The following is a 13,188-nucleotide window of genomic DNA, read 5'->3' on the forward strand; positions in this document are numbered from 1 at the left end:
TCATATTTGAATGTTTCCATCGCAGGAAACGATTCTCCATAGAAAGGAGGTGATCCAGCCGCACCTTCCGATACGGCTACCTTGTTACGACTTCACCCCAATCATCTACCCCACCTTCGGCGGCTGGCTCCCTTGCGGGTTACCCCACCGACTTCGGGTGTTGTAAACTCTCGTGGTGTGACGGGCGGTGTGTACAAGACCCGGGAACGTATTCACCGCGGCATGCTGATCCGCGATTACTAGCAATTCCGACTTCATGTAGGCGAGTTGCAGCCTACAATCCGAACTGAGACCGGCTTTTCTAGGATTGGCTCCACCTCGCGGCTTCGCTTCCCGTTGTACCGGCCATTGTAGTACGTGTGTAGCCCAGGTCATAAGGGGCATGATGATTTGACGTCATCCCCACCTTCCTCCGGTTTGTCACCGGCAGTCTGCTTAGAGTGCCCAGCTTGACCTGCTGGCAACTAAGCATAAGGGTTGCGCTCGTTGCGGGACTTAACCCAACATCTCACGACACGAGCTGACGACAACCATGCACCACCTGTCTCCTCTGTCCCGAAGGAAAGCCATATCTCTACAGCGGTCAGAGGGATGTCAAGACCTGGTAAGGTTCTTCGCGTTGCTTCGAATTAAACCACATACTCCACTGCTTGTGCGGGTCCCCGTCAATTCCTTTGAGTTTCAGTCTTGCGACCGTACTCCCCAGGCGGAATGCTTAATGTGTTAACTTCGGCACCAAGGGTATCGAAACCCCTAACACCTAGCATTCATCGTTTACGGCGTGGACTACCAGGGTATCTAATCCTGTTTGCTCCCCACGCTTTCGCGCCTCAGCGTCAGTTACAGCCCAGAGAGTCGCCTTCGCCACTGGTGTTCCTCCACATCTCTACGCATTTCACCGCTACACGTGGAATTCCACTCTCCTCTTCTGCACTCAAGCTCCCCAGTTTCCAGTGCGACCCGAAGTTGAGCCTCGGGATTAAACACCAGACTTAAAAAGCCGCCTGCGCGCGCTTTACGCCCAATAATTCCGGACAACGCTTGCCCCCTACGTATTACCGCGGCTGCTGGCACGTAGTTAGCCGGGGCTTTCTTCTCAGGTACCGTCACTCTTGTAGCAGTTACTCTACAAGACGTTCTTCCCTGGCAACAGAGCTTTACGATCCGAAAACCTTCATCACTCACGCGGCGTTGCTCCGTCAGGCTTTCGCCCATTGCGGAAGATTCCCTACTGCTGCCTCCCGTAGGAGTCTGGGCCGTGTCTCAGTCCCAGTGTGGCCGATCACCCTCTCAGGTCGGCTACGCATCGTCGCCTTGGTAGGCCTTTACCCCACCAACTAGCTAATGCGCCGCAGGCCCATCCACAAGTGACAGATTGCTCCGTCTTTCCTCCCTCTCCCATGCAGGAAAAGGATATATCGGGTATTAGCTACCGTTTCCGGTAGTTATCCCTGTCTTGTGGGCAGGTTGCCTACGTGTTACTCACCCGTCCGCCGCTAGGTTGTGTAGAAGCAAGCTTCTACACAACCCCGCTCGACTTGCATGTATTAGGCACGCCGCCAGCGTTCGTCCTGAGCCAGGATCAAACTCTCCATTAAAGACCAACCGAAGCTGGTTTATAGAAAGAGCGATAAGCTCATGTTGAAACTGACGAGATAAAAATATCTCTTGTTTGATTTTGCGAACAAAATCGTTTTACTCACTCGTTGTTCAGTTTTCAAAGATCAAACCTACATCATATCTCACTTTGTTTCACCACCGCATCTCAGCGGCGACTTAAATAATATATCATGTTTCCCGCGTCTTTGCAACACTTTTTTTTAAGAGAATTTTATAATCAACTCTGCTTTGTTTTCGTATTGCTAACTATCTTGTAAAAGACAGCTATAAGAATATACCACATATATAAGCTTAGTAGCAACACCTTTTTTTAAAATTATTTTCTCATCTTTAAAATCACTGCATTTAAATAAAGAGACCATTATTCCCTCAAGCAGAATAACAGTCTCTTTAACATTCATTTCTTTCTCTTAATGACTAATAAAGCCGGGGCATTACTAGGAGTCTCTCTTCTTTTACTTTTTACTTTTAGCCACGTCAGTCCCTAATCCATGGATTTTTACGCGAACGAGCACTAAAGGATGAGGAACGAGTTTCTCCTCCAGTTGAATTACGGGATTTTTGCTTCTTATGAGTAGCATTTTTACTGGAAACCTTGACTTTGGACGTCTCTTCTTTGGATGTGCTGCCAGAGCTGTCTTTTGATTTACCTTTACTCACGCTACGATCCTTTGTTTTAGAAGAAGAATCAATTTCATTTTGGGATGCTATAGTCAGATTGTTACCTACCTCCTGCGTTCCTGGAATTGCTGGTGCCGACTGGACGTTCTCTTCCCGGCATCCACAGTCTGGCATAAACATATAGGGTGTTGTATATCCCTCTAATGGATACATAGGTGCATTCCCATGCGCAAACGGATGATAAGGGTAATTCGCAGATTGTTGCCCTTGTAGTTGGCTATAGTCGGATACGTGTCCAGCCGCAGGCAAACCATATGGAGGTCCTCCCCATGCCTGGCTCCATTGACTGCTCTGGACTGTACTCTCTGAATACTGCGGCGGATGCCCTTGATGGATAAATGGAGGATAGACAGGATAGGATGCATTTTCAGACGCTTCATGGCTCGGATAATATCCGGGGGCGCAGCAATCTGAATAGGCAGGATAAGGTGTTGGATAGGCATTTATAATTGGTGTCTGCACAGGCCCCCAGCACCATGGATGCTCACAGTCATGATGATAGCCCTGATCAGAAACTACAGTAGGAGAGGCATATTCTGCTAAGGAGGTATTTATAGGCGCTTGAGGAGACCCAATCCCCGGATACCACGAGTTCGGCATTGCATTTATTTGTGGGCTATAATCAGATGTCGGCTGTTGTATCGACCACTCGGAATTTACCATCGACTCCGATTTTGTGCAGCCGCAAAACTTTTCAGCTACAGGTTGCTTCACAACAGTTGTAGGAAGCTGTGGCTTAGATGCAATCGGTTGGGTAATCATAGGTTGCATTTGAGGTGGAGCAGGTGGTGTAACTATAGGCTGCATTTGAGGTGGAGCGGGATTTACGGGTGCCATAGGGACTTCAGGCAGTTTTAATTCAGGAAGCTTAGGAGGATTCACTGTTTCTTTCGGCTGTGTCATCTCCTCTTTAGGGCTAGGCATATTCTCCGGCTCAGGCTGTGTCATCTCTGCCTTGGGCTGGGTAAGTTCTTGCTTAGTGGGGGATTCAGGTTTAGGCTGTGTCATCTCTTCTTTGACTGCGGTATTTTTTTTATTCTCAGTAAAATCAGAATTCTCTTCTTTGTAGTGTGGAATATTAACTGTTTCTCCAACCAGTAGTGCGTTCGGGTTTTTAAGCTGGGAATTGGCATCAATAATTAGCTTGAGCGGTACATTCCACGCCTTAGACAACTTCCACAATGAGTCTCCTTGCTTAACCTTGTGTTGATATACCGTTGACGGCTGTGTTTCCATCGTGACAGGCTCTGTTGGAATTTTAATTTTCTCGCCGATACTCAACTGATTAGGGTCTGCCAATTGGGGATTGGCGGCAATAACTTTCTCCAGCGTCACATTATACTTCTGTGCCAGCAAGTACAGAGTGTCACCTTTTTTGACGATGTGTATTTTCACAGGTCACAAACCTCCTAGACTTTCGTTCGGGCGGGATAAACGCCCGGCTTCTGTTATTACATCCTATGCACCTCCCGGGCGAATGACCCCATACAAACAAAAAAATCCTTTTAACTGAATACTCTCGCGAGCATTCAATTAAAAGGATTCGGTTTTATTTTAGTCCTGCCACACTTTGTAGCCATCCTGATCCACGATCTTCCGGAACTCAGCCAGGAGCTCCAAAGTTACTGGGCCAGCAACGCCAGAGCCGATCGTACGACCATCCACTTCATAAGCTGCAATAACTTCTGCCGCAGTTCCTGTAAAAAACACCTCGTCCGCAACATATACATCATGCAGTGTAAAAGGTTGTTCCTTAAGGGAATACCCAAGCTTAGCACACAAATCGATAATAGCGTTACGAGTGATCCCTTCAAGCGCCCCCAAATAGCAAGGAGGTGTATACAACACTCCGTTTTTGACAATGAAAATGTTGTCTGCAGAGCCCTCCGTCACATACCCTTGGGAATTGAGCATAATAGCCTCACCTACACCAGCATAGTTAGACTGGATCTTCACGAGGATATTGTTGAGATAGTTCAATGATTTAATCTTCGGATTCAAAGCATCCGGGATGTTGCGACGCTGAGAGACAGAAATTGTCTTCAGGCCAGTCAAGTAAGCTTCTTCCGGGTAAATGGCGAGCTGCTCCACGATAATGATGACACTCGCCTTCGCACAACGAAGAGGATCTAAACCTAGATTTCCTGCACCTCGGGATACAATCAGACGGATATATCCGTTACGCATTTCATTAAGACGAATCGTTTCAGCCATTGCTTCCAACATTTCATCAGGAGACAACGGAATGTTTAACTGAATGGATTTCGCAGAATCATACAGACGCTCCAAGTGCTCCTTACATTTAAAAATATTCCCGTTATAGATACGAATGCCCTCAAATATACCGTCTCCGTACAAGAATCCATGATCATATACGGAAACCTTTGCGTTTTCCTTAGTCACATGCTGCCCATCCAGATAGATCCATTGTTCTGCCATTAAAACCACACCTCCGATTAATGTTCCTTTAAAATAGGTTCGATCGCTGCTTCAACATACTTGTAGCTTGGATAAGAGCCAAGAACACGTACATGGCACCCCAAAGCCTCGATCTCTGCAAAGGCTGCCGGAAGTAGCACGGAATGCAGAGATTCCAAAACTTCAATGTAAAAATAGTAATTCCCCAATTGCTTTTTGGTCGGACGCGATTCAATACGGGACAGATTTAACCTGCGCCATGCAAATGCGGATAAAACCTGATGCAGCGCTCCCGGGAAATCCTGCGGCGGCGTGACCAAAATACTGGTTCGCTGACCTTCAGGCGTACCCGGGAGACTTATAGGTTGATGACCGATCAAGACAAAGCGGGTAAAGTTGTTATCGTGATCCGTCACTTTGCTGGCCAAAATATCCAATCCGTGTTTGGCAGCCGCAAGCTTGGTTCCGAGAGCGGTCCAGCCTTTACCGGGGTTATGTTTAACAATTTCGACAGCTTCCGCCGTACTTCCTGCACTCTCCAACTCGGCCTGAGGAGCGGAAGCCTGTATGAATTCTTTACACTGGGGAAGCGCCACAGGATGAGACATAATTTTGACCACTTTGCTCAAATCTAGCTTGTCCAAATCCTTCGTAAATTCACTGCGATGACCAATAAGATTTTGAATTGAAGGATATACCCATTCCGCCTGCATTTGAATGTCTACTTCATGTACAAGCCAATCCATATGCAAACTTACAGAGCCATCAATCGTATTTTCAATGGGAATTACACTATAGTCTGCCTGACCCTTGTCTACTGCCTGAAATACGTCCGCGATATGTTTGTAAAAAAGTAATTCATGGGACGTATCTCCTAACAAATACTTAATCGCTTCATGAGAAACAGTCCCCTCAGGAAGAAGTGCAATTCGTTTCATATCGTAAGTTCCCCTTTAATCATATCCATAAAAGGGAGAGTATTCCCTTCTGTATATACTTTAACTCCTTCATTCTCAGGGCGCAATTTTAAAACAGAAGCAGTGATCCCCTCTTTGTTCATGGTATCCGTTAAATACTGCTCCAGCTCTGCTTTCCGATTTTCCCGCCGATCTGTCAATGCCAGCAACGTTGGTCCAGCCCCACTTAGAGCCACACCCAAAGCACCATAATGGTGCGCATCCTGCAAGATCTCTGTCATACCTGGCACAAGTGCCGCGCGGTAAGGCTGATGAAGCTGATCACGCATCGCTTCAGCGATTAAGTCGGTTCGCCCTGATGCCAATGCTGCTACCAACATGGAAGCATGACTTATATTATATACAGCATCCTTCAATGATACTTGTGCGGGTAGAACCTCTCTGGCTTTCGACGTGGACAGCTGAAAATCTGGAATAACTACCATAACCTCCAGATTGGTATCCGGTTCAAGTCGTAAATGCCTAGCACGCTCACCGTCCCACATCGCTGTAATAATACCGCCAAACAGAGAAGCTCCAACATTATCCGGATGTTTTTCAATGGCGCTTGCCATATCGAACAACTTGGAATCCGGCAGAGGCGAGCCAATCAACGTATTTGCAGCGACCAAGGCGCCCACAATGGCGGAAGCACTGCTGCCCAAACCACGAGTGAGTGGAATATCTGAGTACATCGAAATATCGAGCTCAGGAACTGATACACCCGCTTCCCGAAAAACCATTTGTGCTACCTTGAAAATCAGATTAGTTTTATCTTGGGGAACACCATTCATTTCATCTCCGTATAAATGAAAAGCCGTCTGTTCGGCCTCCTTCATTTCAATCCATGCATATAAGGACAACGCCATGCCCAATGTATCAAAGCCCGGACCCAAGTTGGCCGTACTCGCGGGCACACGCACTCTTACTGTTTTTAAAACGGTCATACAGACAATTCCTCCTGCTTTTATTGACTATCCCTCTACTCGATATACGCTCTTGATGCGACGGATGACGTCCAAAGTTTCAAAATGCTCCAAAACCTTTTTCATACTTGCTTTACTGGCTAAATGAGTCACGATAATAATTTCAGCATCGGGGTTAACCTCATTCGGTTGCTGCACAACAGATGCCAGACTGACATCAAATTCAGCAAATACTTGCGTAATCCGTGCCAACACCCCTGCTTTATCATCCACATGCAGAAGCACGAAGTTTTTGAAATACACATCTTCGTCGTTACTAATTTTTTTAGGGTTGTAAGGAACGATGGCTTTAAGCCCATTGACACCAAGTTTGAGATTTTTCACTACAGCAACTAAATCGGCTACAACTGATGTTGCCGTCGGCATTTCACCTGCACCCGCACCATAAAACATGGTTTCACCCACTGCTTCACCATGCACATACACCGCGTTGAATACCCCGTTCACCGAAGCCAATGGATGTTGCTTGCGTACCATGGTCGGCTGAACGTTAATCGTAAATTCATCACCCTGGCGCTCTGCAATGCCTAGCAATTTCATTTCATATCCTAGTTTTTTAGCAAAAGCAATATCTTCACTGGTTACCTTTGAAATGCCGCTGACACTTACATCCTTGAGCTCTACATTAGAGCGGAAACCCAGCGTGCCGAGAATTGCCATTTTACGGGCTGCATCCAGTCCTTCCACATCTGAGGTCGGATCGGATTCAGCATACCCAAGCTCCTGTGCTTCCTTGAGAACTTCCTCGTACGAGGCCCCTTCCTGACTCATTTTGGTTAAAATAAAGTTTGTCGTACCGTTCACAATCCCCATAATGCGGGTAATGCGGTCGGAGGAGAAACCTTCAATTAGTGTACGAATGATCGGGATACCACCCGCTACACTCGCTTCATAAAAAATATCACACTGCTTTTCCTGCGCCTTTGCTAATACTTCAGAACCGTGCAAAGCCATTAAGTCCTTATTTGCCGTTACGATGTGTTTACCCCGCTCCAGCGCTTCAAGAATGTACTCCTTCGTCTGATCAACGCCGCCCATGACTTCGATAATTACATCAATTTCAGGGTCCCGAATAACTTCCCATGGGTCCTCAGTAAGTTTGCTCGTCTCCACTTCAATGGAACGATATTTTTCTATGTTTTTTACAGCTATTTTTTCAATGATGATCGGTGAACCGACTTGTCTGCTCAAGTCTTCCTGATTGCCTTCTACGATTCGAACGACCCCCGTTCCTACCGTCCCCAAACCTAACAATCCTACTTTGACCGGTTTCATCCATTCCCCTCCTGATAACTTTTATCTAATGAACTGTATTGCCTTAACCTTGCCCAATCAGGCGAACACGTTTGACTCCAGAGATATCTTCCAAGCCCTCCAGTAGAACACCCAACTCTTCACTGAGTCTGGACATTTCTACCGAGATGACTACGTTGGCTCTGCCTTGCAGTGGAATACTTTGCTGAATCGTCAGCACATTGCCTCCGAAATCTGCCACTCTGCCAAGTACCCTGGACAACATTCCGGATTGATGTTCCAAATCAATAGAGATATTAACAATTCGCTCACGCTCCAGCTGGTTAACCAAATGTATGCCATCCTTATATTTATAAAAGGCGCTTCGGCTTAGCCCAACTTGCTCCACGGCATCATGCACGGTTTTAACATCTCCTGAAGCCAGCAGCAGTTTCACCTGTATGGTCTTAACAATAGCTTCAGGCAAAATATCTTCCCGTACCAAGTAATAGCGCTCTTTCAAGAACGTCCTCTCCTCAAAGACTTATGTTTTTGTATAGAGGACATTATATCGAAACTCATGAAAATCGGCAAGCAAACAATGCAAAAAACGGCTACTGCCTTCTATAGAGTTTCCTATAGTACAGTAACCGTTCAGGTTTTAGACCTTTATTTGAAATTTAGTAGTAGCTGCTGCCTTCAACAAATTCGAACTCGAAATCAGCAATGCGTACAGATGTACCATCTTTGGCGCCACGCTTGCGTAACTCAGCATCCACACCCATGTGACGTAACGTTCTTGCTAATTTCAAAATGGCATCATGCGAGTTCAACTGCATGCGCTTCATCATGCGCTCAATTTTAGGGCTCTGCACCACGAATGTGTCGTTTTCACGTACAATTGTAAAGCCCTCGTCTTCTGCTGTATCCAGCTTAAATACCTTACGTTCATTAACTTCTGCTACTTCCTCAACAACCGGCTCGTCCGGTATTTGATCCAGCAAATCAGCAGCCCGGTAGAGCAGTTCCTTCACACCTTGACGTGTCAGTGAGGAAATAGGCATGATTTCAAGATCAGGACGTATAGAAGCAATCTGCTCTTTGAAGTGAGCCAGGTTTTCTTCAGCTTCCGGCATATCCATTTTATTGGCCGCCACAATTTGCGGACGCTCAGCCAATGCTGCATTATATTGCTTCAATTCGTCGTTAATTTTAGTCCAATCTTCAAACGGGTCACGTCCTTCGGAGCCCGCCATATCCACGACATGAATAATAATACGCGTCCGCTCAATGTGCCGCAGAAATTCATGTCCCAGCCCAATACCTTCATGAGCCCCTTCAATCAAACCAGGCAAATCCGCCATCACAAAATTACGATGATCACCCACATCCACAACGCCCAAATTCGGAGTAATCGTTGTAAAGTGGTAGGCCCCAATTTTCGGTTTTGCGGAAGATACAACCGACAACAAGGTAGACTTTCCTACACTAGGGAACCCGACCAAACCTACGTCAGCCATTACTTTTAACTCAAGCGTGATATAACGTTCTTGTCCCTCAGCGCCGTTCTCAGCCAACTCAGGCGCTGGATTACTCGGCGTAGCAAAACGGATGTTCCCGCGTCCTCCGCGTCCTCCTTTAGCTACGACGACTTGTTGACCATGACGTGTCATATCTGCTACTACTTCACCAGTATCATCATCTATGATGACCGTTCCCGGTGGTATACGTACGATCATGTGCTCCGCATTGGCTCCGTGTTGGCTTTTGTTGCGACCTTTTACTCCACGCTGGGCTTTAAAATGCCGTTGGTACCGAAAATCCATCAAGGTACGCAAACCCTCATCTACACGGAAAATTACATCTCCACCGTTCCCTCCGTCACCACCACCTGGGCCACCTTCAGGAACGTATTTCTCACGACGAAACGCAATTAATCCGTCTCCGCCGTCTCCGCCTTTAACAAAAATCTTCGCTTTATCTACAAACATGGTTACACCTTCCTTATGTCTGGCACTGCATCCGAATTTGAAGCATTTCGCCCGTAGGGAGCTTCTCTGTTCGAATGCGTTCACTTCCGGGTACGGATCTGACCCGCTTAAGGATATTCAAATCCGCAGGTATGTCACTTCCTTCAAAACGGACGATAACATCATTCTGATCCATACCGAAATAAAGTGTCAATCTGCGCACTTCTCCCCAGGACGACCGGCCCCCGCCATATTGATACGCACGCACCGTTTCTATGACGGCCGAGGCAAGCGACTCGCCGTCTTCGGGAGACATGACAGCGTCTAACTTTAACTGCTCCTCAACCTGTACCGACAACTGTAAATTACCGGCGTTCACCCGAAAAGACTGTAAATAAAACACCAATGAGGGAATACCCAACTTAGATATTTTACTGTCTTCCGCCACGCGCCCTTTTATTGTTTCCACATAATCAACAGATTTATCATGCTTATTCATGCGAATATATCCATAAAGCACCTGCAAGTCATTCATCCAGTCATGCCGATGATGGTTAAGCATTGCAATCGCTGTACGTTCAAAAGAACGCAAAGCAGCTTTCCGCTCATACTCAACCTGTCTATTCGTATACCACATACCAAAACATGCAGCAACTACAGACCATACTGCTAATAAGATAATCGTTAATACTTCGGGATAGAGCAGTGAAAAAACCAAAGGAATCAGAATGGAACCCAACGCCAGATAAGGCGCTCTTATCCGCTGGAACATGGCTTCTCTCCGTTCTGCGATAATTAAATGGATTATTAAAGAACCTTAATCCAGTATAGCACAGACTAACTTTCCAGTTCATTACCATCATGCAAAAAAGCCTCCGACAAAAGTGCCGGAGGCTTTTCAGCGTGTCTAAGCCGCTATTAAGCTTCTACAGTAGCTGCTACTGGAGCAACGTCGATCGGGTAGATGCTCACCTTTTTGCGATCACGGCCCCAACGTTCGAACTTCACAACGCCGTCCACTTTCGCGAACAGGGTGTCGTCCTTACCGATGCCCACGTTCGTGCCCGGGTGAATTTTCGTTCCGCGTTGACGAACCAGGATGCTACCGCCGGTAACTGCTTGACCGTCAGCACGTTTCACTCCAAGACGTTTCGATTTACTGTCACGTCCGTTTTTTGTGGAACCTACACCTTTTTTCGATGCGAATAATTGAAGATCCAATGTCAATTTCAACATGATGTCTACCTCCTTCTTTGATTATTTTCTATTTGAATATACTTACCGTATGATTCAGCAATACTTGTCAGCATAATCACCATGGACTCCAACAACAGTTGAACCTGTGCGTTCGCATCATGATAACTTTCAGGAGAAAGATACGCGCTTAAAAAGCCGTTTTCCATTTCCGTTTCCATCTCAACGTCCGTAAGAGCTCCAATCGAATTGACAGTTCCTACTGTTACCGCCGAAACGCCAGCACATACGATATCCTCGCCAGATTTAGCGAAATTTGCATGTCCTTTAACGGAAAACCCCTGTATGCTGCCATCCTCCAGTCGTGTAATACGCACGATAATCACTTATCGCACCCTCTTACGCTTGGATTTTTTCAATCGTCACTTTCGTGTACGGTTGACGATGACCTTGCTTCACATGGTAGTTCTTTTTAGGTTTGTATTTGTATACGATGACCTTTTGACCTTGACCATGCTTCTCAACTTTAGCTGTTACAGAAGCTCCAGAAAGAAGCGGTGTACCTGCTGTCAAGCCATTGTCGCCGGACACTGCCAGAACACGATCGAACGTTACAGTTTCACCATCATTAGCTTCCAGCTTCTCGATGAACAATACGTCGCCCTCTTGAACTTTGTATTGCTTACCACCTGTTTCGATAATTGCGTACATTTGCTTGCACCTCCTTATGTCTCAGACTCGCCTAATTGCAGGTGGCAGATTCCCTTAGGATACTGCACTTCAGTACCTGATTGGAGCGGTTACAGCATGTGCAGCCAATCTTACGCATCACACATACTAAATGATTGTAGCACAAGCTTTATACACATTCAACCTTTAGTTTTAAAATGATTTTGGGTTACGCATCGCTCTACACGAGCGTCTTTTCTTCACGCACTTTTTTGCGGGTCATTTCCAGCAAACCTAACCGCGTCCAACCGACAACATAAGATTTGGTCCGATCCTTCTTCAATCTTGCTTCCAGCACAGAGGATACTTCCCGACGGTTCTCCTCTTGTTCCATGTCAATAAAATCAATGATGATGATACCACCAATATCACGAACACGTACCAGGCGAGCAATCTCTTTAGCTGCTTCAATGTTAGTCCGGGTCACCGTCTCTTCCAGATTACTGCCTCCCGTAAACTTTCCCGTATTCACATCAATAACGGTTAATGCCTCTGTATGATCAATGACAATGTATCCACCGCCCTGCAGCCATACCTTTCGCGCAAAATCGCGTTCCAGCTGCTCATGAATGCCATAAGCTTTAAAAATCGTTTCTTCTGCACCACGAAATATACTTACATGAGCTTTCGCAGGACCAATCTGTTGCAGCATGATTTCTGCATCCTTTGCTTGCTCTTCACTGTCAATAACCAGTTCATCCTGCTCAGGTGTAAACACATCCCGAATCAATCGCTGAACAATACTTAAATCCCGGTGTAATTCACACGGAGCCGAGTATTCACCCGCTTTACGCTGAATAGCCGTCCACTGCTTACGCAGTTGATTCAGATCATTTTCAATCGCATCTATACTCATGTCCTCCGAAACGGTACGGATTATGAGTCCTTCCTCACTTGTGCGTAGCTGCTCTCCCATTGCTTTCAAACGGGTGCGCTCGCCCTCACGTTCGATCTTCTTGGATACGGCCACATAATCAGCACGGGGCATATATACGATCCAGCGACCCGGAAGTGAAAAATGAGTGGTGACCCTGGCTCCTTTGCTACCAACTGCCTCTTTTAATACCTGTACTACAATTTCCTGCCCCACCTTTAACACTTCAGAAATGGATGGCTTTACCTCCGGCTGCTTGTCCAAATGAGCATGAAGTACGTCATCTACGTACAAAAAGGCATTCTTTCGCTGTCCAATGTCAACAAAGGCGGCTTGCATACCTGGTAGCACATTGACCACCCTCGCTTTGAAAAAAGAACCTAGAATCCCCCGTTTTCGCGGTAGTTCAGCCGCATATTCAACCAATCGTCCCTCTTCCAACAGCGCCATTTGGGTCATCTGCTGCTGGCATTGTACAATCATTTGCTTCATGGTTTTTCAACCTCTCTGGATACAGCCTCTTTCTT

Annotated in this window: 12 protein-coding genes, 1 rRNA gene and 1 other annotated feature; all 13 genes read right to left on the reverse strand. The window is 46.4% G+C overall.

What is annotated here, in order from left to right; all coding sequences use genetic code 11:
- Window positions 1–42: 42 nt before the first annotated feature.
- The 13 genes from ACYCS5_RS05190 to ACYCS5_RS05250 all read right to left on the reverse strand — a co-directional run bounded on the left by ACYCS5_RS05190 (window position 43) and on the right by ACYCS5_RS05250 (window position 13,153).
- Window positions 43–1,598: ribosomal RNA gene (locus ACYCS5_RS05190) — 16S ribosomal RNA — on the reverse strand.
- A gap of 499 nt (window positions 1,599–2,097) precedes the next feature.
- Window positions 2,098–3,696, reverse strand: a complete 1,599-nt coding sequence (locus tag ACYCS5_RS05195; protein WP_459760914.1) for a LysM peptidoglycan-binding domain-containing protein — start codon at window positions 3,694–3,696, stop codon at window positions 2,098–2,100.
- Window positions 3,697–3,855: 159 nt separating this feature from the next.
- Window positions 3,856–4,740 (reverse strand): branched-chain-amino-acid transaminase, encoded by an 885-nt coding sequence (ilvE, locus tag ACYCS5_RS05200; RefSeq protein ID WP_029518432.1) that lies wholly within the window; start codon window positions 4,738–4,740, stop codon window positions 3,856–3,858.
- A gap of 17 nt (window positions 4,741–4,757) precedes the next feature.
- Window positions 4,758–5,657 carry a prephenate dehydratase gene (pheA, locus tag ACYCS5_RS05205; protein WP_029518431.1) on the reverse strand — a complete coding sequence of 300 codons (900 nt, stop codon included), beginning with the start codon at window positions 5,655–5,657 and terminating at the stop codon, window positions 4,758–4,760.
- Window positions 5,654–6,622 carry a homoserine kinase gene (gene thrB, locus ACYCS5_RS05210; RefSeq protein WP_342434401.1) on the reverse strand — a complete coding sequence of 323 codons (969 nt, stop codon included), beginning with the start codon at window positions 6,620–6,622 and terminating at the stop codon, window positions 5,654–5,656. The genes pheA and thrB overlap by 4 nt, the downstream gene beginning before the upstream one ends.
- Window positions 6,623–6,649: 27 nt before the next feature.
- Window positions 6,650–7,936, reverse strand: coding sequence for a homoserine dehydrogenase (locus tag ACYCS5_RS05215; RefSeq protein ID WP_029518429.1), 1,287 nt, complete (start codon window positions 7,934–7,936; stop codon window positions 6,650–6,652).
- A gap of 43 nt (window positions 7,937–7,979) precedes the next feature.
- The gene (locus ACYCS5_RS05220; RefSeq protein WP_013311587.1) at window positions 7,980–8,417 is read right to left on the reverse strand and encodes an ACT domain-containing protein; all 438 of its coding nucleotides are present in this window, start codon (window positions 8,415–8,417) and stop codon (window positions 7,980–7,982) included.
- A 157-nt stretch (window positions 8,418–8,574) separates the two neighbouring features.
- Window positions 8,575–9,885 (reverse strand): GTPase ObgE, encoded by a 1,311-nt coding sequence (obgE, locus tag ACYCS5_RS05225; RefSeq protein WP_039272573.1) that lies wholly within the window; start codon window positions 9,883–9,885, stop codon window positions 8,575–8,577.
- 13 nt (window positions 9,886–9,898) lie between these two features.
- On the reverse strand, window positions 9,899–10,636 hold the full coding sequence (locus ACYCS5_RS05230) for a Spo0B domain-containing protein (RefSeq protein ID WP_459760915.1): 738 nt from the start codon (window positions 10,634–10,636) through the stop codon (window positions 9,899–9,901).
- Window positions 10,637–10,782: 146 nt separating this feature from the next.
- Window positions 10,783–11,100 (reverse strand): 50S ribosomal protein L27, encoded by a 318-nt coding sequence (gene rpmA, locus ACYCS5_RS05235; protein ID WP_039272574.1) that lies wholly within the window; start codon window positions 11,098–11,100, stop codon window positions 10,783–10,785.
- A gap of 5 nt (window positions 11,101–11,105) precedes the next feature.
- Window positions 11,106–11,444 (reverse strand): ribosomal-processing cysteine protease Prp, encoded by a 339-nt coding sequence (locus ACYCS5_RS05240; RefSeq protein WP_013311591.1) that lies wholly within the window; start codon window positions 11,442–11,444, stop codon window positions 11,106–11,108.
- A 13-nt stretch (window positions 11,445–11,457) separates the two neighbouring features.
- Window positions 11,458–11,769, reverse strand: coding sequence for a 50S ribosomal protein L21 (gene rplU, locus ACYCS5_RS05245; RefSeq protein WP_013311592.1), 312 nt, complete (start codon window positions 11,767–11,769; stop codon window positions 11,458–11,460).
- A 13-nt stretch (window positions 11,770–11,782) separates the two neighbouring features.
- Window positions 11,783–11,870 (reverse strand) — a sequence feature (ribosomal protein L21 leader region).
- 98 nt (window positions 11,871–11,968) lie between these two features.
- Window positions 11,969–13,153, reverse strand: a complete 1,185-nt coding sequence (locus ACYCS5_RS05250) for an Rne/Rng family ribonuclease (protein WP_459760916.1) — start codon at window positions 13,151–13,153, stop codon at window positions 11,969–11,971.
- Window positions 13,154–13,188: the final 35 nt, after the last annotated feature.

The organism is Paenibacillus sp. SEL3 (genome assembly GCF_054602585.1).